Below are 25183 nucleotides of genomic sequence, written 5' to 3' on the forward strand. Positions count from 1 at the left end.
CCCGCGTTTCGTCCATACCGGCTCCTGTTCGTTGAAATTGCTGGCGAGAAGCTCCGCCAGAGATTTATCGAAGCTCATCTTTCAGACCTCGCGGATACCAGCGGTGCGGAGACGCTCGAGTAGATAGCGGACGCGATCGTCTCGTTCGTCGACTTTCGCATTAAGTTGGAGCACACTCGTCTTGAGCTCGTCCGCCTCTTTGCTTTTACGTTCTAGTTCGTGACGAGCCTGATGCCAGTGGCCCGTTACCGTTGCGAGGTCTTTAAGCGCGGCGTCGCGCTCCGCCTCCGACAGCCTTCGCCGGGCACTTTCTGGCTTGTATACTCGCCGCCTTTTTGCGTCCGAGCGCTTCTTGTCTGCCTCCGCGTCGATAGCTTCTTTGAGGTTCTCTATCAGCCCCTGCAGTCTCAGCACCTGCGAGCCCAACTTGGCATGGGTGGTGGTGAAACTTGTCTTCGAGCCGATCCGCGTCACCCCCAAGTCGGGATTGTGATATTCGCGCCACCCATTCAACGTCGTCGGAATTTTTCCGAGGTCGTTCGGAATACCCTCTTTCAGCCATCTAGCGATGAGCTCGATACGCACTGCTATTCGGGTTGAAAGGCTCTGGCTCATGCGCGTCTCCCGGCCAAATTCTCCCTCAAGGATTCCCGGTACTGAGAGAGAATAACGATCTTCTCGGACGCTAATTCCGCGAAGGCGCCCGAAACTTGCGCATTGCTTTCCGTCAACTCCTCGAGCTCCAACTCGATGTAATCAATGTTACCTTCAGAGATGAGCGCCCAAGGGCATCCGGGACAGATCGCCGGACCGGCCGCAACGAAGTCCGGACCTGTCGAACCGGGAACATATACTGTATCCTTCCGACAAGCCGCGCGCTCGCAGCCGCCTTGAGTGTTTGGACAGCAGCATGTCGCCCACGGCTTGACCGTCACCACCAGATGTAGCTTGTTCATCAACCTAAGGATGACCTCTGCCTTTTCCTCTGGAACGATCATCAGATTTTGATCGATCATACGGCGAACTCGGTCGATATGCTTTTGGAGGCGCTCGCCCATCGGCCCGACAAATTGCCGATCGTCTGCAGCGACCTTCTCGGCCAGGAATGATTTGTAGTTCGCAATCTCCTTAAGCCAAATATCCGAGGTCTCGGGATCGAGCCTAAGATAGTCGTTCGCGGTCTGAAGATCGTAGTGCCTGAGATGGTGAGCCAACGTTTCCTTCTTGCCGAACCAACGATAGATGAACACGACTGCGAAGAACCGGCGGAACTGTCGAGGTGTCCAGTCCCACATTACGGCGACGCCGTTCCGGCGAACGTATCGGTCCGCGCCAAATTTGGCCGCAAGTCCCTTGATCCGGTGGTTCAGCTTGATCCTCTTCCCAGTTATAGGATCGTTCAGCGTGAACAGTTTCTGATCGTCCGCGGGGTCATCTACGTCCAAGCCCTTCAGAAAATCTACGGCACGCGCGACGACCCTTGGGATCGGGATCCAGGTCCATTTTCTTTCAGACTTTTGAATGTAGACGTTAAGCCACCAGCCTTCCGCATCGCTGCCCTTTAGGCAATCGCGGCGAAGCATGTTGATTTCCTCAAGGCGCCGCGCCGTAAATGCCGCGATCAACACAAACGCTGCTCCGGCGAGCGATTTAACTCGAGCTTTCATCTCCGCGGCTTGGTCAGGACTCCAAGCCTCGGTCCCAAACGAGTTCCAGATTACCATGTACCGTGCCGTCACCTCACGAGCATGGCGGACCAGATAATCGGCCGAGCTTTCTATGAACTTCAGAACAAGATCTGGCGGTGCTATCGGTGTGGGCTCGGTACCTGCGCCAAGACTATTGGCCATCGCCGAGGCTCCATCATCAAATGGATCGACGGACAACGACGACGATTCCATATGATGCCGAAGCTTGTACAGCGCTTCGAAAATCGTCGTTACGAGGTGCACATTTTGGACGGTGACCTGCTTAGGCCCGACGCGCAGCAGCGTCTGACCATTCAATTTTGCCGTGGTATATGCGAGCTCGCGACGCAATGGGGCGCGATCCCACCGGTCGGGAATGTGGAGAGCAGAGACAACGCGATCGAAATCGAAATGCTTCCCCGCCGCAAACTTCGATGGCACCTCGTCCCAGGACTTAAATTTATCAAGGAGATCTTTCAATAGAACCGAGGCATTGGTGATGCCGTCCTTTCCCCTTGCGCTATCCTCGCATATCTTATGGACGTCATCTTTCCCCAGTTGGGCAAAGGACGTGAACCCTCGAGCAACTAGCCCCCATGCGATCTGTGTGGCCACGAGGCCGTACGTCTTGTGCCGGGCGGCGTCGTCGATACGCGTGAAGGATGATTCCCTGATCCAGAACGTGAGCTCCTTCACAGTCGCGTAAAGTTCGGGCTCCTCCGTTAGATACCTTCCGTTGGGAAGCTTCACATAGAAGTCGATGATCTCATTTTTGCCTTCGCCAACGGTGTCCACTATTTCCCAAGAGGTTTCCTCGTAGCTGCTGGCCAGCCATTTTGCGGTACGCTTTAGCAAGACCCGTGGCTTGGACGTGGTGGTAATCCCTGCGACCTTAAGTGCCATCAATATGGTCTCCGTGGCTTGAAATTCGGGTGCGCCATCACTTCTCCAGCCAGCTTTTGGGCTTCGCGCCACAGCTTTCCCATCGAGGTTTTAAGGATTTTGCGCTCGACTGCGGCAATAAACTCGAGCCAATAGAACCACAGACCATACCATCGCTCGGGACGATCGCGGACCCACTCCGCTTCGGCCTCGATCAGCGACGCCTTCCATATGATAAGCAGAACAAGCTCTTTCTTGCGGGGGATGAAAATCATTTGCGGGCAACTGTTCCAGCAATCGAAAGTCTTGCACTTGGCCCCCTCGTTACCGGGACGCCCATGCAGATTGCGACAGAATGTGCCGAGACCTGTCTCCATGACGTCGTCGACCTTGCCTTCCATCTCCGTTTTGGAGTACCCGAGCCACTCCTGAACGTCCTCGTTCATGTGGAACGCAACTAACTCCAAACTATCCACGAAATTGCGGACTTCCTCATCACGGTTGAAGCGCGTAGGAGGATGGTTGCTGTAGCCTTGATTGACGTTGTCCCCATGCTGTCCCAACGCTGCGGATACGCGCAGACCGCCGTCGCCTTCGAGCGCCGCGATAAGAAGGACGGTGGGACGCAGCATGGCAGGCGTTACGTTCAAGCCGGCGAGTTCGGGTATCTCCGCCACAACCCGTTTTAAGAAATCCCTGAGAAAGAATTCTTCCAATTGCTTGGGACCGGAAGCCTTAGCCAGCGTCACGAACAACAGCTTTTGCTCGTCGGATGAGAGCAGCGAACGAACGCCAGATGAAGCGTCGAGTAACCATTTCATTCCCATCATTGCATGCGATCGGTTGTCGAGATGGGCATGGATGGGCTTGCCGCGCGCGCGAGCTTTCTCTCCGGTGACGTGCGTTGCACCGGTGATCGTCGATGCCTCCATTGCGTCAGTGAAAAGGCTGCGCGCGACCGCCACATTCAATCCTGATTCGCAGATTGTCAGGAGGGCAACCGCTGCTACTGCGTCGTTATGTGGATGAATGAAGGCTTGAAGGTTTAGCTTTCCTCCCAGCTCCAGCGCCCTCTTGTTAAAGAACTGACCATATGGCCCATTTCCGTATTCGTTTTCTGGGAACATTCCGTTGAAATGGTCAGAAAGCAGTTTGATAAAGTTTGAAGTTGCACGGTCGCGATCGTCCAACGGAAACAGATTACGAAGATTGATCTTCCGAGTGTGGTTATTCAGCGATCCGGAAACCAGTAGCGAACACCAATCATCGCCCACGCTTTTTCCATTTTGAACCAGGATCTGGCCTCGTTCCCAATGCGCGCGCCAGTTCATGTAGATGACCCCAAGCGCGTCTTTTATCGCGGCCAGCCTCCTCTTCAGGACCCTCAGGATCAAGCTTGAAGGGGTGTCGTCGTTCGTAGGCGATGTTTTGCTTAGCTCGATGCGAAGAGTTTGTAAAAATCCCGTCTCTGAACCATCGTCGATATCGATCTCCCGCAGCTTTGCAGCGTCTCTGAGCATCGCGGTTGCGAAGGCCAAGTAATCGTCAACCCCTTCCCTGTGAGGCTCCTGAGCGAGTGTTCTACGGTGCTGCGACGCCTCACCTTTCGACCGCAACTGGCTTTCAAGCTCAGGAAGCGCGCCTGCATTCCCAAGATGACGAAGCACGTTAGTTGCCGTCATCAACTTGGTTTTGGCCGTTCCTCCGTGGTGATCGTCTCTATTATCCAACCAGCTTGCATAAAGTTGCGTACCGAGCGTCCAGTCTTTGGCGCGCGCAGACCGAGGATGCCCACTGTTCAAAGCTGCCCGAATACCGCTGCATGATGGATCGGCAGACGCACCGACGAAGCGCAACAGTTCCTTCAACACGTTGTACGCCTTCTTCGCTTCGTTTGCGGGCTTCGTTTGGTAGACCTGCTGGAATGTCTTCGCTAGTTTTGCCAGAAAGCCAGCCGACCATCCCGCGTCCGCCAGATCGCTGAACGAGAAAAGGCGTCCTCCCAACAATTAGCAAAGCGGATCATTTTCGACGCTCTGCTTTAGAATTGCGTCGGCCTCATCAAGAACCTCCCTGAATGGCGACCTCAAGATCCTGCCGCGAGGGATGCCAGTAAGCTTCGCCAACTTGGTTCGATCATATGATAGGCCGGTCTTAAATATCGGCGGGTCTGACGCCAGAGTCTCTCGTAAAACCCTAACTTCGTTTCTAAGTTGCTGTGGCAAGTAGCCTGTGGTCTGTATGAGATTGTCGAACTTCTCGACCAACTCCAAGATTTCTGGATTTCGGACAAGAACGGTCTTAGTTTCAGCTAGGCCGAAATGTTTATGGAAGGCCTTTCTCTCTACCTTGCCGTCACGCACTTCCAGAGTTCCATTGTCCATCTCCGACCTAAGCCACGCCTCCATTTCGGGTATTCGTCGTTGGTGGACGTTGGCCAACCCTCCCGTGGCCCGCTCGTAGTCCTCTATTATGTCCAGGTAATTATTCATCCCGGTGATCGAAAAACCGAACATGGAGCAGAGGCGCCGACGATCTATTTTCCCACCGCGGCTCCGCGGGATGTCGCCCGTGCGTAGGTCGTCGTTCAGTACGGCGACGAGACGGCCTCGTGTGGTGTGGGTGTCGTAGTATTGATGCTTTCTCAAATCCGGGTGGATCTCATCGATTTTGTCAGTGGTAGGCGTGGCGCCACATTCTCGCTCTCTACCTTGAGCATCTGCAGGAGCCGGAATTGACTGCGACTGCTCAGGCTGTGCTTCGAAAGATCGTGTCGGCAATGTGTGCTGGTTCGACGTCGATTCATTTGTCGCGAGCGATGATTTTTCACTAGGTTTTAATGTCGGGGTCGGTGTCTGGTCGACAGGACTAAAGGTGCGGCTGCTGACATTCGAACCATCATGCGCGGCCCGTCGCACGAAGCGTTGGGAAGACCCAGTTCGTGCTCGATCGAGCCGATCGTAGTCGTTAATGATAGGTTTGTAAGGGTCTAGACACCATGCCCTGATGCCGAGAGCCTTCGCTAAGGCTCCGTAGTCCGGTCCGCCAGCCATACGCGGAAAAGTTCCAGCGTCCACCATCCCATCGAGAACCGCAACTGCGCGGCCGAACGCGCTCAAGGGCTCGTAAGACTGGTGCTTAGCGACAAGCTCATCCGAGGAGGTCGCGAACGGCTTTAGACTGGTGACCGGAGATTCCCGCGACTTGAACCGCGTGACGACATCGTAATCCGTCACAATCTGATCGTGGGCAAGTAGCTCCGCACGGGTCAATCGCAAGAGAGGTAGCAGCTCGTTTCTGTTGAGGGTGCCGTCGACGCTCTTCGGCAGTCCGGGGCCGAGGACGAACTCGTTCAGCAACGAAACGATCCTCGCGGCGACACTATGTTGTTCGTAAAACTGGTGCCGCTTGAGCCTAGGGTAGTAGACCAGCAACGGCCCTGAAAGATCCTGGTGTTCGTATTCTTCTTCTGGTCCGGTGGCGTCCGAGATCGGTTCTAATGAAATTGGTCTATCTGGACAATTATGTTGCGCGCTTGGCTGCTTTTGGCCCGTATTCGCCCCCGCTAGATCAGAGACGAAAATGACAGGGTCTTCAGCCTGCGCATCCAAAACCTCGAATTTCGAAGTAACAGCATCAATTTCGTGATCGAGTTCGCCGCTTTCGTCGTCTACAGCAGTCAGCGTGTGGTCTTCCCGGATATCTTTCGGATTGACCTCACCTATAGAAACGATATCTCCGCAGCCCTCGTCACCGTGAGGCTGCAATTCTGCTCGACGATAGGGCTGGTCAACATCGGCCCTTTTGGTCGACGCAGACTCTAGTAAACCTTGCGATACGCCCTGCCCAACTGCAAGCGCAGGGTCGATTCTGATAATGTCAGAACCCAGGGACGCCACCCCTTGAACATCATACTGAGCGATTAGTGCCCCTACCTCGGGGAAGCGAACCTCGAAATCGCCGTACGTAATTCCGAAGGCGTCCTTGAACTGCTGTCTGACGACTTTACCGTTTGCACGAAACCGAAGCTTGCCGGCAAGGTGGCTTTCCCTCAGCCAGTCGGCCATCTTGCGAAGGTCGTCGTCGCGGTATCGCTTGGCGCCGCCAACCCGCTCCTCGAAAACCGCAAACATCTGTAAATAGTTTGTGAGGGCAGACTTCTGAACCCCGAGCGCACGGGCATAAGTCGTTCGGTCGATTTTCCCGCCGCGGCTGAACTTAAGCGTGCCGCACTCGTAGTCGCCGGAGAGCATTTCCTCCAGCGCCGTAGCAGTTCGAAGCCCGCCAGCCTTCGTCTCGTACTCCTCGAATAGCGCCTTGTAGTACTGCGTGTTGGTGCATTGCGCGAGCCGGGCATAGTGCCTTTTGTTTATGAAGCCTGGTTTCGAAAAAACCACGACGCCATTCTTGAGGTCGTCGTCAAGCAGTGACCTCAAGAGACTCTCGACGTGGGGTATTCGAGGTCCGCACGCGTCGAACCTCCGTAAGATTTCTTGGCTTAAGGCGCGGCGTGTGACGCCTAGACGCTGCGCATAAGCAGCCCGGTTTACCTGCCCGAGCTCGTTCCAAATTATCGTTCCTCGCTCCTGATCACCAAGTAGCTCTTCTTCGAGCCGCTTTTGCAGGAGCGTTGCCATCTCAGACCGCCACCGGAGCCTCGATTGGAGGATGGGGGTCGTAGCCTGTAACCTCGAAGTCATCGATACGATATTCGTCGATACTCTCCGGCCGTCGAAGCAGTCTCAGTTTCGGGAAAGGTCTAGGCTCTCGTTGAAGGATGGTCTCTGCGAGTTCGATATGGTTCAGATAGAGGTGGACATCTCCTCCTACCCAAATCAGCTCATGTGGAACCATATCGACCTGCTGCGCCACCATCGCTAGCAGAGCGGCCTGCTGACATACGTTGAAGGGATTTCCGAGACCGAGATCATTGCTCCTGGTGCCAGTCATCAATGAAAGCTTCGGCGCACCGCCATCTTTTTCACTAATTCCGCTTGCGAAAAACTGATAAAAATTGTGGCAGGGATTTAGAGCCATTTTGTCCAGGTCGGCCACGTTCCAAGCGTGAAAGAGCATTCGCCGACTTGCCGGATTCGAGCGCAGTGTGCTGATGACGGATGCAATCTGGTCGTACTCCTCGCCATCCGGCCCCACCCAACGTCGCCATTGCTTGCCGTATACCGGGCCGAGGTCACCCCACCGTAGAGCAAAGTCGCTGTCGGCAAGTATGCGAGCTTCAAACTCTTCCTGACTGATATCCGTCCCGGTCGCCTTCTTGTACTTGTCGAGCGGCCAATCGGTCCAGATCCGAACGTTGTCTTCAAGCAAAGAGCGTATGTTGGTCTGACCCGTCAGAAACCACAGCATCTCTTTGACGGCCGTTTTCCAGTATACGCGCTTGGTAGTGTAAACGGGGAATGTCCCATCGCTCATATCGAACCGCATCATAGCGCCAAACGACGCGAGTGTGCCAACGCCTGTCCGGTCGACACGCCGGTCGCCATTTTTTAAGACATGCTCGACGAGGTCCAGATACTGGTATTCTTGATGACGGGCCATGAGTCTTTCCTGAGTTGCGTGCGATGGTGGCGTCCGCAGCGGGCGGCTGCAAGGCGTCTAAAGTTGCAAAACTTTTGCGAGTGTAACCTGAGGCGGTAACGGAGCCTGCGGCCGTCAATTTCTATGAGCGGCTAATCGATCAAGAACAAAGCAAAGCGCTCCAAGAGCAACACGAGCAGTGACGAACCAAGCCTACTGTACCGGTACGCAAGCAAGGCCATCAGTGAACCGTTAAATAACAGTCACTTGCGATCGAAGATACCAACTCCCCACCGGCATAGAATGCCACTCCGAGAAAAATATCGGCGGAGCGTTGGTAAAGCTGGCAGGAGAGTTTGCCATCCGAAACATAGAACTGGAACAGGCAGTGGCAGGGCGGAAGCGCCATTTCGTCGACCAGCGCAGGGTTCCAGGCCGAAACGATATGCCGACGCGAATTGGGGTTGGTCTTCAGGCCCTCGATCAAAAGCTGAATCTGGTCGATGTGACGACCATCCGGTGCGGGCCATGAGCGCCACTGCGCCCCGTATACAGGACCCAGATCGCCCTTTTCATCGGCCCACTCGTCCCAGATGGTAACACCGTTTTCCTTGAGATAAGCGATGTTCGTATCGCCCTTCAGAAACCACAGCAACTCATGGATGATCGAGCGTAGATGCAGCTTCTTGGTGGTCAGCACCGGAAAGCCTTCGGAGAGATCGAAACGCATCTGATAGCCGAAGACGGAACGCGTGCCCGTCCCGGTACGATCGCCGCGATCGCTTCCCGTTTCCATCACATGCCTGAGAAGATCGAGATATTGCTTCATGTCGTTCCGCCACCGAGTCTCTATGGGTTTGTTATACCCCTTCCCGGCAGCGGAACCAATCGACTGAGGAATTAAATCCCCAACAGCTTTGTACGTCAGACGGTCTCAAGCTTGTCCAGATGCTTGGCCACGAGGTAATAGAAGGTCACGCGCGATTTGCTGCGGTCGGCCGCCATCTCCTTCGCGGTCGCCGCAATCGCGGCGTCAGCTTCAGCGCCATCCACACCGAGCTTCTTGGCGCACCATCCACTCCTCACTCTCGCAAGCTCCTGCGGGTCAGATGACGACACCAGCGCCGAGTCGCGATTGCGAAGCGCGATACCCAAATATTTGACGATCTTGTTCACCACGGCTTCATCGGCATTGGGATCGTATGTCTTCACATCTGCAAGATAGTCCGTCATGTCCTTATCCTCCATGTTGAGCGGCCGGATCGTATCTACGTCCGCTTCAAGAAGAACATGTTCCAACCCCGCAACCGCGTCAAGAATCTCATGCAACCAAACGTGGTTCGTTCCTTTATCGAAATGTCACAAGGCCTCTTTTCTAACAGCGAAGAAATGCCTATATGACCTCTGCCGGATGCAAATCCGGCTATGGCGATAAACGGTCGATGGAATAAACCTATTGGACCCGGGGGCGGTACCCGGCGCCTCCACCAAAAACCGGCGGCTTCTTGCGATAAGGCCGGCTTTTGATGGGGGCGAAATAGGATCGACAAGGGCGTAAAGATCGAACTTTTGCTCGGCATGATACCGCCGTTATCGGGTCACAAGTGTAGTTGCAAATGACAACAACGCTAAGGAATACGCTCTCGCTGCCTAATGGCGGTGCGGGAATTCCGCTCTAAGTCCTTACGGTTAGCCCCGTAAGGCGGGGTTCGGAGGTACCTGGCAACAGAAACCTCCACCTTCTCTCCTCTTTTGAAATTCGTTATAGGGTGCGTCTGACTCGCTTTCAGCCTTACGTCACTGCGCGTATATTTGCCGCGGTTGATGAGTAGAACATGCTGGAAGCGGCAAAGGCTTTTTCATTGCTGCGCATTAAGACATTGCGTATACTTAGGTAAAAGACGTTCGAATAAGGAAAGACAGGACCGTATGGGGCAGGATCATATCCGTTACGACATTCTCGCACAGGATGCCCTTCGCGGCGTTATCCGCAAGGTTCTGAGCGAGGTTGCGGCCACCGGCCGGTTGCCGGGCGATCACCACTTCTTCATCACCTTCCTGACCGGCGCGCCGGGCGTTCGCATTTCGCAACACCTCAAAGCGAAATATGCCGAGCAGATGACAATCGTCATCCAGCACCAGTTCTGGGATCTGAAGGTCACCGAGACCCTTTTCGAGATTGGCCTGTCTTTTTCCGACACGCCTGAAAAGCTGGTGATCCCTTTCAACGCAATTCGCGGGTTCTACGATCCGTCGGTCAACTTCGAACTCGAATTCGACGTGCCGATGGCGGAAGAGGAAGAGGTTCAGGAAGCAGAGATCACCGCATACCCGGTTCCTGCAGAGGGCAAGCCGCAAGTATCGGAAGAAAAGAAGGTAGATGAGGATAAGAAGGCCGGTTCGGTCGTCTCGCTCGATGCATTCCGTAAGAACAAGTAAAGTGTTAGGCGCCCGCATAAGCGCCGTAAGCAATACCGTGATCACTGGGAGCACTGCATGACCGGCGACGTCGTCAACCTTCGCCAGTTTCGCAAGCAGAAGACACGCTCCGAAAAGGAAAAACAGGCGGAGCAAAACCGCCTGTCATTTGGCCGAACAAAAGCCGAAAAGTCCCTGACTGACGCGCTTAAGAGCAAGTCGGATCGTCAGTTCGATCAGGGCAAGCTTGAGAAAAACGACGGCGACGCCGAGTAGAACTTTTTCGTTTCTTTGACAACGAAAGCCTCTAGCGGAAGCGGCTGACCTGAAAGATCGCGACACGCCTTCAAGGCAGAGCCCGGTACCACGGTCTCATCTTGCGCTCCCCCATCTTCATATTTGAGCGCACCGCCAACCGCCGGTTAAAAAACTGCATCCGTCCTCCATTCACTCTGTCGATGCGCCAGTCGGACCACCGCCCAGCTCTCGCTGGCTTTCCGATCGCTGTGTCGATATCGGGCAGAGCGGCACTAGAGCGTCATCCTCATGCGACTCACAGAGAACGCTGTATCTTCTTTAATCTGCGCATCGTGCTGTCCCAAAATCGGTTACGATTTTTGGGCCTATGCCAACGCGCGCCAAAAGCCGTGGAACCCACGCCGGATAGCGGCGTTATCGAACGCAAGCTCCTATACATTTCATGGACTTGCAGGCAGACAGTGAATCAGATTGCAATCCTCTTGAACCAGTTTGGAAAGCAGCGACCTTGATACGCAAGCACTCCACGACTCTTCATGGTCACCGCACCAGCATTTCTCTGGAAGATGCATTCTGGGATGAGTTGCGTGCCATCGCAGAAAAGCGAAAAATGAGCTTTGCGGCGCTGCTGGCTGAGATTGATGACAACAGATCGGAAAGCAGCAATCTGTCGTCGGCTCTGCGGGTCTACGTCCTGACTTGGCTCAAAGCCCAGCCATAGCAAAACCCGATCAAGGTCGAAGCATCCTGCGATCTCCGATCCTGCTGACATGCGGAACGCCATTCCCGCAAACATGTTTCTCGTCACCACAACCTGCGCGCCATACAAGCCGAGGTCAGGGCGGCGAGTCCTTCGGTGGATTGGAAAATTGCCTGATCACGTCCTGCGTCGGCGGAACCGTCAGGGTCGGCGCGGACTGCTGGTCTTGCTGTTGACGCTGCAAGCGCTCCTGCTGTTCTTTCTCCGCCTGCAGACGCTCCTGTGCCATGTTGCGCAGGCGTTCTTCCTCCGCCTTCCTGGCTCTGTCCTCTGCCTGCGCACGCTCCTTGGCGGCCTCTCGCTCTGCGGCCTGAAAGCGATACAGCGCAACCTCGCGTCTCAGACGCTGCTTTTCCAGAACGCTTGCCTGTAGCGCCTCGACGCGCCGTCTTTCCTTTTCGAAAGCGCGAAGAGACAGGTAGCCGGTAAGCCCGGACACATCGGTCGTCAAAGCAGGCTGCGCGAGGGGACCGACATAGTTGAGGCGAATGGACGGCGAAGCACCGGCGAGCTCTTCGATGCCCGGCTTATAATCGAGCGCGACGCCACCGGTCAGCGTTTCGTCCGCCAGATTGAGAGAAAGCTCGCCTGTCATGAACAGCTTGTCGGTGGAAGCCGTCACATTTTGCATGCGCAGACTACCATCGGAGATGGTGAACGGCATAGAGATCTGCCCGAGCGGAATGTCTCCCTGCCATAACTGCTGATCGACCAGCGGGCGAACCTTTGCCGCATCAATGTCGCCCTGAAGCCCGGACGCTGCCTGAAGCCAAGGCTGGAAGGCATTCGGGTTGAGGCCGCGCAAGACGAGATCGTCTGTACGAATCTCGCCAGAACCACTGGCCGCGGTCAACAATTCACGCACACTCTTGCCCGTGGCTTCCGCTGTCAGATCGGCAGCAAAGCGCCCGGTCACCACAGGACCGTTTGCATTCCTCCAAATGATGCTTTCGGGATTGGCACCGGCAATGGAAAGCTTGGTGCGAAAAATAGCGGCACCCTCCCCTGTCGCCATGGCGACGTTGCCGGAAACCTTGCCGCCCATCCAGTCGCCGGACATATTATCGAGCGATAACGTGCCGTTGGCGTGGGTCAGATTAAACGAAGAGCCCGAAACCGTGCCGAAAGGTCCTGCCGCGAACTTCGCCGCCTTGACCGCCAACGCCGCCTCCACTTTCGGGAATGCGGGAAGTGCGACCGGCTTGGCATTCAGGCCGCCATTTTCCGGATCGATAACCGGCCCGTACATGGCGTCACCCAGCCAGTCCATATCGACGCTGGCAAGTGAGATATCGCCCATCAATCTGTAGGGGGCTGCTCTTGATATCGCGACATTGCCGGAGAAAGCGTTACCGCCTGCCTGACCGGCCAGATTTGTGAAATTCGCCTTGTCCTTGTCGACGGCAAGCTTGGCATTGAGCTTGGTCGACATGCCGCCGCCCAGTTGCGGCAGCCCCACGGCATTCATGATGAGATAGGGTTCGATATCGGCGCTTTCGAGCGCCACATCGGCACTGCCTTCGCCGAAGCTTCCAGGCGCCAGCGAGAAGCTGCCTGCGGCGGTGAAGTGAGTACGCTCGGTTGAAAAGCGGAAATCGGTCTGCATTGCAGCGCCGACGCTTCCGTTGAGCTTAACCGATAGCAGGCCTTCGCCATCGGCATCGAAGGGTAACGGATCGAGCCCCGCTTGGCCAAACAGAATGGCAGTCGACTGGTTCTTGAGGACCGCTTCGAGCGTCAGGGCAGTATCGTCGGTAATGGAGAAGAAATCGGGCAGCTTGGCAACCGCTGAGAGCCGGCTGCCATTGATGGTGCCGGAAACGGCAGCGTTTGCGCCGCCACTATTGCTATCGACGGATAGATCAACCGTAACATCGGAATTGGCGTACCAGGCAGCACTTCTGACCAGACGATCCAGCAAAGGATGGTGCGGGAGCTTGCGTGCAACGAGTTCAAGAACCGGCTGCGCATCGGCGGCGCGCAGATTGACCGTGCCCTTGCCACCATATTTGAGCAGCGAGCCCTTCAGCTCACCCTTGGCGTGAACCTCGGCACCGGCAATATCACCTGCCGTCATCGTCTCGAGCGAGAGAACGCCCTCTGATACCGTGAAGGCGGTCTCCACCTTATTGGCGGTTACGCCCGCCATATTGAAACGATCAGCCTTGAACTTCGCAGTGATGCGATGATCGAAGACCGACGAGCCGTTCTGATCGCCAAGCACCAGGCTTCCAAGGGCCTTCAAGGCGTCTAGATCGATCTCGTCACCGGCCAGATCGATATCGATGCTCGATCCTTTGTCCATCGCCTGGCGTAAAAGACTACCGCGCAAAGACGCCTGACCAATGGCGAGTTCGAGGTTGTCGAAGCGCTGCGCCTTGGTGGTCAGCGACACCTTGGATGAGAACCCGGCGGCATTAAGTTGCCGGATTGCCGGATCGACACTACCCGTCAACCAGTTCGCAAGTCCGGAAGGCTGGTTGGAGGCGACAAGTAGATCGCCGTTGAAAGCAGGCCCGCCTGTCAGCGTCAGCGAACCCTTTGCCTCGAACTGGGTGCGGCCCGGTAGCACGGCAACGGCATTGACCACCTGCCAACCCGATCCGTCCGGTCGAACATCGAGGCGGATATCGCGGATCGTGGTGTCGTCGGAAACCAGCGCGGGCAGACTGATGCTTGCTTTGCCCGGCACCTGCGGCACCGGAATGCGCGCAATCAGATCCGCAAATGCCTCGATCCGCTGGCGCACCGACACGGTCGGAACCCGCGATGTCTTGCCACTGGAAGACGCTGGCGCTGGCGTGAAACGATTGAAGTCGATCTGCTGACCGTCGGCAGTCAGCAGAAACTCAGGCGCCGCCCCGGTATCCAGCGTTGCCTCGCCGGTGACGATATAGGGATTATCGGTGGACCCCAGTTCCATACGGTAGCTTGGAACCCGCAAACGTCCGTTTGTCAGCTCGAAGCTGCCGCGCGTGCGTGGCGCAGAAAAGATCGATTGATCCTGCTTCTGCTGCTTATCGTCGCGCCTAAAATTAAAGGCGAAGGAGCCGCTATAGACTGGACGACCAGCCGTCGCGCCGATACCGCCATCGAGATCGATTTCGACCGGATACTCATCCGGCTGCAGCCGCAAACGAAGTCCCATCCGACCGACCGTCGGATCGGGCTCGCCGCTTGTGAGCGAAAACGAACCGGCGTGCCCGTCGATAGCTGCACGCCCATCCGCACGCCAGGGTCCCGCAAGAGACTTCGCTGACATGGCGGCGTCCAGCCCGGTGATGGTGCGGTTGCGCCCGGATTGCTCGTCGATGAACTCAATCTGCCCGTCTTCGATATTGACGCTTTCCAGCACCACTGTACGGGCTGGGATCTCGGCGCGACCTCCACGCATCCAGTCCAGCGTTCCATCCTTCAGCAGACGAATTTTCGCTTTCGGCTCTTCGATGCGCATATCGAAGATACGTGCTTCCCCGGAAAGAAACGGCGCAAGCTCGGCATCCATGGAAAAGCGCGCCACCTGAATGAGCGGCGAGCCATCGGCATCGGTGCCTGCCCGTACATCGTGCAAAGTCACGGATGGAAACGGCAGAAGCCGGGCCTCGACTGGTCCGTGAACCACGACTTTCTTGCCCAAGATGCGGCTTGCTTGATCTTCGAAGTCGCGACGGAAGTCCGTCCAATCGATAAAATACGGAATCAAAAGCGCCGCAAAAAGCGCCACGACCAGCAGTCCGCCCAGAAAAACCAGTATGCGTCCGAGCACGACCCGTCGTCTCCCATAATCACCGCTGAAAACTAGCGTTTTTTCGCCTCAGGGCAAGCATCAATTGGTTGATGGTTCTAACCAGTTCAAAGCCGGAAAAGCTTGCCCGGATTAAAAATATTATCCGGATCAAGCGAACGCTTGATGGTGCGCATCATATCGAGCGCGGCACCAGCCTCTTCCTCGAGAAAGCTCATCTTCCCCTGCCCTACCCCGTGTTCACCGGTGCAGGTGCCATCCATCGAAAGTGCACGGCGGTTGAGACGTGCGACGAAAGCTTCGGTCTTTACCACGCTCTCCGGATCTTTTCCGTCAAAAAGCACGAGAACATGGAAGTTCCCATCACCTGCATGACCGACGATCGGCGCCAACATATCATTTTCCCTAATATCGTGCTGCGTTTCCACAACGCAATCGGCAAGGCGGGAAATGGGCACGCAGACATCGGTGGAAAGTCCATCGAGATGTGGTGCGAGCGCGCGGGATGCCCAATAGGCATCATGGCGCGCTTTCCACAGCGCGTTGCGCTGCTGCGCGTCGCCCGTCCAGTTAAAATCTGTGCTGCCGAACTCGCCAACGATTTCGGCAAATTGCTGCGATTGCAAAGCGGTCGTTTCTTCCGTGCCATGAAACTCGACGAAGAGCGTCGGCTTCTCCTCATAGCCAAGACCGGAATAGGCATTGCAGGCGCGGATCTGTACCTCGTCCAGAAGCTCGATCCGGGCCACTGGTATCCCCATCTGGATCGTCATGATCACCGCGTCGCAGGCGGCCTTGATTGTCTCGAAGCTGCAGACACCTCCGGCAATTTTTTCGGGAATTCCCTGCAAACGAAGGGTAACAGAGGTAAGGACGCCGAGCGTTCCTTCGGCGCCGACGAAAAGCCGCGTCAGATCATAACCGGCGGACGATTTACGCGCACGCCTGCCAGTGCGGATTTCCTCACCCTTGGCGGTGACAGCGGTCACAGCCAGAACATTATCCTTCATCGTCCCGTAACGCACCGCATTGGTTCCGGATGCACGGGTGGATGCCATGCCTCCGATGGAAGCGTTCGCGCCGGGATCGATCGGGAAGAACAGACCCGTATCGCGCAGATACGTATTCAATTGCTCGCGGTTGACGCCCGGCTCGACGGTTACGTCAAGATCCTCGGCGTTCAACTCTGTGATGCGGTTCATCCGGCTGAAATCGATGGAGATGCCGCCCGAGGGCGCATTGACTTGACCCTCCAACGATGAGCCCGTACCGAAAGGGATGACCGGGACCTTATGCTCCGCACAGGCCTTGACCACCGCTTTCACATCATCTGCACTTTCAACGAAGGCCACGCCATCGGGAAGCTGGGTCGTCAGGTACGTCGTGGTGTGGGAATGCTGCTCGCGAAAGGATTGGCCCGTCTGGAATTTATCGCCGAGATCGTGCTTCAGCACGGTTAGAACAGCGGCAATTCCAGCCTCGTTTCGCGTTCCCGATACGACATCTTTCAAAGCCATGACATGCTCCACCACACTGCAAATTTCGACCCGCGCCGCGCGCGGGTCATGGTGTGGTATGTGACAAGGCTTTCACTTTGTCCAGCGCAGGCTTTACCTTGCTTCAGTGTTGGACTCCAAATTATTCCGCCGCGAGAAGCGGTTTGTCTTCTTCCAAAGCGCGACGACGAATGGCCGTATCCAACTCGCGGTGAAGACGGATTTCCTCATCGGCCTGCGGCTTGGCGAAGCGCGCAATCAGCAGGTAGGAAACCGGCGTAATGTAGAGCGTCACCAGCGTCGCGAAACCGAGACCGCCGACAATCACCCAGCCAAGCGCGATACGGGCCTCAGCACCCGCACCCTGCGCCAACACAAGCGGCACGCCGCCGAGAATGGTGGCGATCATTGTCATCATCACCGGGCGCAAACGGATGCTGCAGGACTTCTCAATGGCTTCACGCACACTCGCCCCCTGGTCACGCAGATGGTTGGCGAACTCCACGATCAAAATGCCGTTCTTCGCCATGACGCCGACAAGAAGCACCAGGCCAATCTGACTGTAGACATTGAGGCTCGATCCGGTGACCAACAGCGCGATGACGGCGCAGGCCAGGCCGAGCGGGACCGTCGTCATGATGATGAGTGAACTCAGTATGCTTTCGAATTGCGCTGCCAGTACCAGGAAAATGATCGCAATGGCAAAACCGAAGGTCAGCAGCATGCCGCTGGAATTTTCCTGCAATGTCGCGGCCTCACCAAGCGGCATTAAACGCGCGCCGGATGGCATGATCTGGCCGGCAAGCTCGTTGACCTTCGCGACCGCCTCGCCAAGGGAAACACCCTCGCGCAGGTTGGCAGAAAAGCCGACCGACGGCAGTTGCTGTTCGCGATTCAACTGCGGCGCCACCGCATTTTCCTTCATAGTCGCGATAACCGACATCGGCACGATCTTTCCGTCATCGGTCTTGAGGAAGACATTCTCAAGATCAGTCGGATCGTTGATCGGGCGCGTTGAGGCCAGCAGGCGTACCGGTATGGCATCACCGTTCACGAACACGTCAACAATAGAGCGGCCTTCGAGCAGAGACTGCATTGCACGGGAAAGCCCGGTGATATCGATACCGAGATCGGATGCCCGCTCACGATCGATGGACACCGAAAGCTGAGCCTGGTTCGGCTCGTTGTCAAAACGCGGCGTATCGAACATACCGGTTTCTTCCATGGACAACAGCAACTTCTGCGTCGCTTCTGTCAGCGCCGGATAGTTGGATCCTACCATCGCCATGCTCAACCCGTTGCCAGCACCGCGAATGCGCAAGCTGTTCGGTTGCTGCGCCGTACCGCGCAGAGCGGGCACTTTTTGCGCAGCCGCGTTGATGTCTTGAGCAATCAGGTTCTGAGTTCGATCGCGATCTGCCCACGGCGCCAGCGTCAGCACCATGAAGCCGGAATTTGTCGCTCCGTTCATGCCGGTAATCGAGTAGATATTGCGGATCTCCCCGCTTTCGCGAAGCGGCGCAAGATTTTCCTCGATACGCTGCAGCTGGTCTCGCGTATATTCAAGACTGACACCTTGCGGTGCCGTAACGCGCATGAAGATCGAAGACCGATCTTCGCGCGGCGTCAACTCGTTCTGTACCATGCCGAAAGCGATCCAGGACACGCCAGCGAAGGCAAGCGATACGACAATGACGATCAGCGGATTGTTCAGACAGCTCGAAAGCGTCTTTTTGTAGGTACTGGCAAACACGTTGCCGAACCAGGCAAGCGGTCCAGTCTGATGCTCGACGGTCTTTTTCAGCATCCGGGAGGCGAGCATCGGGCAAAGCGTCAACGCCACGATGGAGGATAGGCCGACCGCGAAGGCGAGCACGAAGCCGAACTCGCGGAATAGGCCGCCCAACTGGCCGGGCAGGAAAGATAGCGGAATGAAGACCGCAGCAAGCGTTGCCGTCGTGGCAAGAACCGCAAAGAACACCTCCTGCGTACCGAGCACGGCTGCCGCCCGCGGCCCCATGCCTTCGGCACGGCGGCGCACAATATTTTCAAGCACCACGATGGCGTCGTCCACCACAAGACCCGTCGCCAGAACGATAGCGAGCAACGTCAGGATGTTGATGGAGAAACCGACCATATAGATCGCAACCAGCGTACCGATCAACGCGACCGGCATGGTGATCGCCGGAATGAGCGTGGCGCGCCAATCCCTGAGGAAAAGATAGAGAACCACGACAACGATCAGCGCGGACAGGCCCAGCGCCAGTTCCACCTCGTGAAGCGCGCCTTCGATAAAGACCGCATCGTCACTGGTGACGACAATTCTGGTGCCCTCTGGCAAGTTCGGCGTCATTGCTTCGACAGCCGCCTTCACGCCGCTCGAAATATTCAGAGTGTTGGACTGCGCCTGACGAATAACGCCAAGCCCTACCCCTTGCACTCCGTTGGAGCGTAATGACGTGTTCTCGTCATCCGCGCCAAGCTGAACGCTCGCCACATCGCGCAGACGGACCTTGTCCTTGATCAGAAGGTTCTCGAATTCTGCGGGCGTTGTCAGATTGGCGGTCGCGCGAACCACGATGTCTTGCGTCGAGCTCTTCAGCGATCCGGCAGGAACGTCGAGCGCGGCCGTTGCCAGCGCATTCGAGACGTCCGTCACCGTCAGCCCGCGACTGGCGAGGGCGGCCTGATCGAGATCGACCCGAAAGACCTTTTCCTGATCGCCATAAAATTCCACATCGGCAACGCCATCCACGGCAGCCAGACGATCGACGATCTCATCGTCCACGAGCTTCGTCAGGTCTTCCATGCTTAGTGTCGAGGAAGTGACGGCCAGACGCATGATCGGCTGGCTGTCGGAATCGGCCTTGATGATCTGCGGCTCATCGGCATCCTCGGGCATCTGATTGGTGACGCGCCCGATTGCGTCGCGCACGTCGTTCGCCGCAACGGCAAGATCGATATCGTCACCGAATTCCAAGGTCACGCGGCTGGTCCCGAATTGGGAAGCAGAGGAAATGGATTTCACACCGCTGACGCGAGCGACCGCGCCTTCGATGGTCTGCGTCACCTCCTGATCGATCGTCTGCGGCGAGGCGCCGTCATAGGTCGTGCGCACGGATATGACCGGACGATCGACATCCGGCAATTCGCGCACTTCCACGCCGACAAGCGCCGCAAGGCCAGCAACGACGATCAGCGTATTGATAACGGCAGCAAGGATAGGCCGACGGACGAAGAGCGCGGTGAATGTCAGCTTCGAATCCTGGCCTGCGGGCGGCGTCTGTCCGGTCGATGCAGCACTCATCGGCTTGCCACCTCCGCTGCATTCGCAGCGTCCGCACGGCGCACAGCCCCACCTTCGCGCACCCGCTGAAGGCCTTCCGTTACAATAACATCGTCGGGTGTGAGATCGGCCTTCACCAGCACCGCATCCGGATTGCGTTGAACCACCTGCACCCGCACCTTGTTTGACTTGTTATCGTTCACACGCCAGACATACGATCCATCCGCGTCCCATTGCACGGCCAGCGGATCGACTGATGGATAGTTTTCTCCCTCGAACCGCATCGTCACGCTGAACGACATGCCGGCGCGCAATTCGTCCCTTGCATTATCGAAAACCGCACGCACCCGCACGGTGCGGCTTGCTTCGTCCACGCGATTATCAACCGCCTCGACCTTGCCCGTGAACGTTTCACCCGGACGCGAAACCGAGGTCGCCTCCACCGGCATGCCCACCTTGATCGTGGTCGCGAACCGCTCTGGTGCCCAGAAATTGACGAGAATTTTCGAGCGGTCGTCGATGCTGACAACGCTTGTCTGCGTCGTGGCATTATCGCCGACATTGATAGCGACGATGCCTGCGATTCCCTCGATGGGTGCGACGATGTTGCGTCTCTTGAGATTAAGCTCGGCGGTGCTGACGGCAAGCTTGGCGGACTCCTCGGCAATCTGCGCATCGAGAACATCGAGGCGCGCCACAGACCGGAGATTTCGGTAGGATGAGGATTTCTCGACCGCGCTCCTGAGAGCGACCTGCGCTTTATCGCGCTCGATCAACTGCTCGTCATCATCGAGCCGGGCCAGAACGTCGCCCTTCTTAACCTTCTGGCCAGAGGACACCAGGATTTCCGAAACCAGGCCGGAAGCCTGAGGTGTCACGATGACGGTCTGGATGGCTTCGCCGTTGCCGATAGCGTTCAGGCGGTCGTTCACGGTGGCGGTTTTCACCGGAGCAGTCACGACAAGCGTCGCATTGCTGCGCCCGCCGCCCCTCTGCCCTGACGGTTTCGACGCAGAATCCGCGGCTGTCGGTGCAACTGGATTTTCTGCCGTGACGATGCCCGCGCTTGCCAAAAGGTCGCGCCCGGTGGACGAATTGAAGGCCCACAAAAAGAAGCCGGCTCCGACGACCGCCAGACTGACACCAACCTGCTTCCAAACCCGCATCCAATTCTCCGTGTAATTTAAACGCAAACGCAGTCGCACCATGGTGCCGACGCGCAAATGATTTATCGCAGTATCTTTGCAGCCGCTTAACAACGCAACGCATGATTCCGTTTCTTACTGAATTGTAATTCTCGATCATTTGACGACATTCAGTCTGAAATCGACCAACTAGCAGTATCAGGAGTTGTAATGCTGGTCGGAAAACCTGAAAAAACGCATCTGATCGGCAGCACAAACGCACCTGCAACGCAGGAGCCTCTGCCTTGGATTGGACGCGATCGCAGTTGATGCGGGAATAAAAGCAGAACGATGTTCTAGCGTTTACATACCGAATCACTACATTGGGCCGCATGAATAACAGTTTCGACGATATGCCGTTCTTCGACGAAGAACCAAACGAGCCGCGCCGCCCGGCACCTGCCGCGCCGGCTGCTGGCGGTCTGGGAATTGCTGCCCGCGCTATGGCTGCACGCGATCAGGCACGTTCCGCACCCGATTATCTCTCAGGCCTCAATCCGGAACAGCGGGATGCGGTGGAGACATTGGACGGACCTGTGCTGGTTCTTGCAGGAGCGGGCACCGGCAAGACCCGCGTGCTGACCACGCGTATTGCCCATATTCTGGCAACCAACCGCGCCTATCCAAGTCAGATCCTCGCCGTGACCTTTACCAACAAGGCCGCCCGCGAAATGAAGGAGCGTATTGGCGTTCTCGTCGGCGGCGCGGTAGAAGGCATGCCGTGGCTCGGCACCTTCCACTCCATTGGCGTGAAACTGCTGCGTCGTCACGCAGAACTGGTCGGGCTGAAATCGGACTTCACCATCCTCGATACGGATGACGTGGTGCGGCTCATCAAGCAGCTCATCCAGGCAGAAGGTCTGGATGACAAACGCTGGCCTGCCAAGCAGTTTGCCGGTATGATCGACAACTGGAAGAACAAGGGCCTGACACCGCTGGACATTCCGGAAGGCGACAGTCGCGCTTTCGCCAACGGAAAGGGTCGAGACCTATACACCGCCTATCAGGCGCGTCTGAAGACTCTGAACGCCTGTGACTTCGGCGATCTTCTTCTGCACCCGATCACCATCTTCCGCCGCCATGGCGATATTCTGAAAGACTACCACCAGCGTTTTCGCTACATTCTCGTCGACGAGTATCAGGACACCAACACCGCTCAATATATGTGGCTCCGGCTATTGGCACAGCGCGCCAAAGGAGAGCCTCAGAACGTGTGTTGCGTCGGCGATGACGACCAGTCCATCTACGGCTGGCGCGGCGCGGAGGTGGACAACATCCTGCGCTTCGACAAGGATTTTCCCGGCGCCAGGGTCATCAAGCTGGAGCGCAATTATCGCTCCACGGAGCATATTCTCGGCGCCGCCGGCCATCTGATCGCTCACAATGAAGGCCGCCTCGGCAAGACGCTCTTTACCGATCGTGTCGATCCGAACGACGAGAAGGTCGTGGTCCATGCAGCATGGGACTCGGAAGAAGAAGCACGCGCTGTTGGCGAAGAGATTGAGGCGTTACAGCGCAATACCAAGCACAATCTGAACGACATGGCGATATTGGTCCGCGCCTCATTCCAGATGCGTGAGTTCGAAGATCGCTTCGTAACCCTCGGCTTGAATTACCGCGTCATCGGCGGCCCCCGATTCTACGAGCGCATGGAAATCCGCGACGCAATGGCCTACTTCCGTCTCGTCTGCCAACCGGCGGACGATCTGGCCTTCGAGCGTATCGTCAACACCCCAAAGCGCGGACTGGGTGACACGACCATTCGCACGCTGCACGACTACGCCCGCGCCCGTGATATTCCCATGCTGGCGGCTGCCGCTGATATTATCGAGACCGATGAGTTGAAGCCCAAGGCACGTAAGGCGCTCTTCGATGTGGTTCAGGATTTGCGCCGCTGGCAAGGTCTTCTTGAAAACACCGAGCACACGGTTTTGGCGGAACAGATCCTCGATGAGAGCGGCTATACGGCCATGTGGCAGGCAGACAAGACAGCGGAAGCGCCTGGACGTCTTGAAAACCTTAAGGAACTTATCCGCTCGATGGAATCCTTCGAGAGCATGCGTGGCTTTCTTGAGCACGTAGCGCTCGTCATGGATGCCGAACAAAACGAAGACCTCGACGCCGTCTCGATCATGACACTGCACTCTGCCAAAGGTCTCGAATTCGAGACGGTCTTTCTGCCGGGATGGGAAGAAGGCCTGTTTCCGCATCAGCGCTCTTTGGATGAAGGTGGCCGTTCCGGCCTGGAAGAAGAGCGGCGACTTGCCTATGTGGGCATCACCCGCGCCAAGCGACGCTGCCACATCTGGTTCGTCTCCAACCGCCGCATTCATGGCCTTTGGCAATCAACCCTGCCCTCCCGCTTCCTGGACGAACTGCCCCCATCGCATGTCGAGGTCACGGCATCGGAGAGCAATTATGGCGGCTATGGTGGCCGCGGCGGCTACGGCCAGTCGCGTTTTGACAAGGCAGACCCGTTTACCAACAACTACTCAACTCCGGGTTGGAAGCGGGCGCAGGCCAATCGCTCCGATGCCACACGCGACAATTGGGGGTCCCGCTCTGGCCATGCGGTGGAGCGGATTGGTTACGGTGAAAGCGGCCCGCGTACCCGCACGATTGAAGGCGAGCTGGTGGCCAAGTCAGTCGCGGATGCCCCATCGAAATTTGCTGTCGGAGATCGTGTCTTCCACATCAAGTTCGGCAATGGCAACGTCGCGACCGTCGAAGGTAACAAACTGACAATCGATTTTGACCGTGCCGGCCAAAAACGTGTTCTAGACGGTTTCGTGGAAAAAGCCTGACATCAAATATTCAGGTCGTAATTCTCCGGAACCTCATGATCCGCTCCTTCCTCTGCGAGTGATTCTAGGTAATAACAATTGTCATTACCTAGTAATTTCCTCTGAGGATAAATTGCATTTATTCGAAAAAACCTAAAAAAATACTTGCTGTTTATCTCATCAACATGGCGGATGCGCATGAGCGCAGGTTGGGCATGTCTGAAAGACTGAGTGCGATCGGCCTGACTGCCGAACGCATCGAGGCGGTCGATGGCAGGGCGTTGACCTTCCCCATTCCGCAGTTCAGTGAAATCTCTTACAAGCTGCTCCATGGCCGCCGCACTTGCCCGCCGGAAGTCGGCTGCTATCTTAGCCACGTAGAGTGCGCCCGCAGACTTTTACGCAGTGGGGCGAACTTTGCTCTCATCCTCGAAGACGACGTCATTTTCCACGACGACTTTCTGGAGGCTGTCGAAGCCGCCGTCGAGAAGAGCGGATCCTGGGATATACTGCGATTGTCGACGGTCAATTCGGGCCGAAAATATCCGTTTCAAAAGCTCACAGCTCAAAGAGCGCTCGCCATCGCCATGACCCGCGAAAAGGGCGCTGGCGCATATGTCATCAATCGTCGAGCGGCCCAATGGATTTCGACCGATCTCGTGCCGATGAGACTTGCGTATGACATCGCGTTCGACACCGAATATCTTGCCGGGCTGAAAGCTGCGTTTATCTACCCGGTCTGCGCCACCCAACATGCCGATGCCCGGAGCCAGATCCAGGATAACGTCCGCAGCTATCGACTGCCGGGCTGGCGTTATCTCACCGTGCTTCCCTATCGCGCCTATTTGGAAATAGCGCGGTTCCTGTGCCGCGGCTTCAGGCTGCTACAGGTTAAAACAATTGGCTTCTTTTCGCGTAGTGTGGCCCAGCGACCCGTTCAGCCCGTGATGCTTCCAGCGGAACAGCGCACGTCTTAAGCCGTCGTCTCACCTGGCGTAAAACCGATCAGGTAAACGGCGGCAATGATGACGGCCAGAACGAAGATGGAGATGACGAAGACAGTCATCCGGTTCAGTGGTTTGCGTGTGGTTTTCTTCATGCGCAGACAACCGATCTGTGCGGATTTTGTTCCGGCTTTACGTCAT

16 protein-coding genes, 1 other RNA gene and 1 pseudogene are annotated in these 25183 nt (G+C 56.6%); 6 read left to right on the forward strand and 12 right to left on the reverse strand.

The features are described from left to right. Nucleotides 1–81: 81 nt before the first annotated feature. The 7 genes and pseudogenes from QZ862_RS02205 to QZ862_RS02235 all read right to left on the reverse strand — a co-directional run bounded on the left by QZ862_RS02205 (nt 82) and on the right by QZ862_RS02235 (nt 9341). Entirely contained in the window at nt 82–615 is a 534-nt protein-coding gene (locus QZ862_RS02205) for a hypothetical protein (protein WP_296097218.1), read from the reverse strand. Then, a complete protein-coding gene (locus QZ862_RS02210) occupies nt 612–2591 on the reverse strand; it encodes a hypothetical protein (RefSeq protein ID WP_296097220.1) in 1980 nt (659 codons plus the stop codon). Before QZ862_RS02210 ends, QZ862_RS02205 begins: the two co-directional genes overlap by 4 nt. Further along, nucleotides 2591–4579 (reverse strand): hypothetical protein, encoded by a 1989-nt coding sequence (locus tag QZ862_RS02215; protein ID WP_296097222.1) that lies wholly within the window; start codon nt 4577–4579, stop codon nt 2591–2593. The genes QZ862_RS02210 and QZ862_RS02215 overlap by 1 nt, the downstream gene beginning before the upstream one ends. Beyond that, nucleotides 4580–7207: a hypothetical protein gene (locus QZ862_RS02220; RefSeq protein ID WP_296097224.1), complete on the reverse strand. Its 2628-nt coding sequence runs from the start codon at nt 7205–7207 to the stop codon at nt 4580–4582. Nucleotide 7208: 1 nt separating this feature from the next. Beyond that, on the reverse strand, nt 7209–8129 hold the full coding sequence (thyA, locus tag QZ862_RS02225) for a thymidylate synthase (protein WP_296097226.1): 921 nt from the start codon (nt 8127–8129) through the stop codon (nt 7209–7211). 286 nt (nt 8130–8415) lie between these two features. Continuing rightward, nucleotides 8416–8937, reverse strand: a pseudogene (locus QZ862_RS02230) (thymidylate synthase); the annotation flags it as partial. A 95-nt stretch (nt 8938–9032) separates the two neighbouring features. Next, nucleotides 9033–9341: a DUF2853 family protein gene (locus QZ862_RS02235; RefSeq protein ID WP_296097227.1), complete on the reverse strand. Its 309-nt coding sequence runs from the start codon at nt 9339–9341 to the stop codon at nt 9033–9035. Between the two features lie 134 nt (nt 9342–9475). On the opposite strand from QZ862_RS02235, the gene ssrA reads away from it, so the two are divergent. The 4 genes from ssrA to QZ862_RS02255 all read left to right on the forward strand — a co-directional run bounded on the left by ssrA (nt 9476) and on the right by QZ862_RS02255 (nt 11505). Then, nucleotides 9476–9848: a transfer-messenger RNA gene (gene ssrA / locus QZ862_RS02240) on the forward strand. A gap of 189 nt (nt 9849–10037) precedes the next feature. Continuing rightward, nucleotides 10038–10547, forward strand: a complete 510-nt coding sequence (locus QZ862_RS02245; protein ID WP_296097228.1) for an SspB family protein — start codon at nt 10038–10040, stop codon at nt 10545–10547. Between the two features lie 57 nt (nt 10548–10604). After that, on the forward strand, nt 10605–10802 hold the full coding sequence (locus QZ862_RS02250) for a DUF4169 family protein (RefSeq protein WP_296097230.1): 198 nt from the start codon (nt 10605–10607) through the stop codon (nt 10800–10802). A 490-nt stretch (nt 10803–11292) separates the two neighbouring features. Further along, nucleotides 11293–11505, forward strand: a complete 213-nt coding sequence (locus QZ862_RS02255; RefSeq protein WP_296097611.1) for a ribbon-helix-helix domain-containing protein — start codon at nt 11293–11295, stop codon at nt 11503–11505. 115 nt (nt 11506–11620) lie between these two features. On the opposite strand, the gene QZ862_RS02260 is transcribed toward QZ862_RS02255, so the two are convergent. From QZ862_RS02260 to QZ862_RS02275, 4 genes are all read right to left on the reverse strand, one after another. Continuing rightward, nucleotides 11621–15310 (reverse strand): AsmA family protein, encoded by a 3690-nt coding sequence (locus QZ862_RS02260; RefSeq protein WP_296097232.1) that lies wholly within the window; start codon nt 15308–15310, stop codon nt 11621–11623. An 86-nt stretch (nt 15311–15396) separates the two neighbouring features. After that, nucleotides 15397–16806: an FAD-linked oxidase C-terminal domain-containing protein gene (locus QZ862_RS02265; RefSeq protein ID WP_296097235.1), complete on the reverse strand. Its 1410-nt coding sequence runs from the start codon at nt 16804–16806 to the stop codon at nt 15397–15399. 121 nt (nt 16807–16927) lie between these two features. Next, the gene (locus QZ862_RS02270) at nt 16928–20092 is read right to left on the reverse strand and encodes an efflux RND transporter permease subunit (protein WP_296097237.1); all 3165 of its coding nucleotides are present in this window, start codon (nt 20090–20092) and stop codon (nt 16928–16930) included. After that, nucleotides 20089–21237 (reverse strand): efflux RND transporter periplasmic adaptor subunit, encoded by a 1149-nt coding sequence (locus tag QZ862_RS02275; RefSeq protein WP_296039577.1) that lies wholly within the window; start codon nt 21235–21237, stop codon nt 20089–20091. The genes QZ862_RS02270 and QZ862_RS02275 overlap by 4 nt, the downstream gene beginning before the upstream one ends. A gap of 350 nt (nt 21238–21587) precedes the next feature. On the opposite strand from QZ862_RS02275, the gene QZ862_RS02280 reads away from it, so the two are divergent. Next, a complete protein-coding gene (locus tag QZ862_RS02280; RefSeq protein ID WP_296097239.1) occupies nt 21588–24059 on the forward strand; it encodes a UvrD-helicase domain-containing protein in 2472 nt (823 codons plus the stop codon). 116 nt (nt 24060–24175) lie between these two features. Further along, on the forward strand, nt 24176–25015 hold the full coding sequence (locus QZ862_RS02285; protein ID WP_296097613.1) for a glycosyltransferase family 25 protein: 840 nt from the start codon (nt 24176–24178) through the stop codon (nt 25013–25015). Here QZ862_RS02285 and QZ862_RS02290 read toward each other — a convergent pair. Then, nucleotides 25012–25137, reverse strand: a complete 126-nt coding sequence (locus tag QZ862_RS02290; protein WP_296014042.1) for a hypothetical protein — start codon at nt 25135–25137, stop codon at nt 25012–25014. The two genes, QZ862_RS02285 and QZ862_RS02290, sit on opposite strands and share 4 nt — an antisense overlap. Between the last annotated feature and the right edge of the window lie 46 nt (nt 25138–25183).

It is taken from the genome of uncultured Agrobacterium sp. (assembly GCA_913777615.1).
Taxonomy (GTDB): Bacteria; Pseudomonadota; Alphaproteobacteria; order Rhizobiales; family Rhizobiaceae; genus Agrobacterium.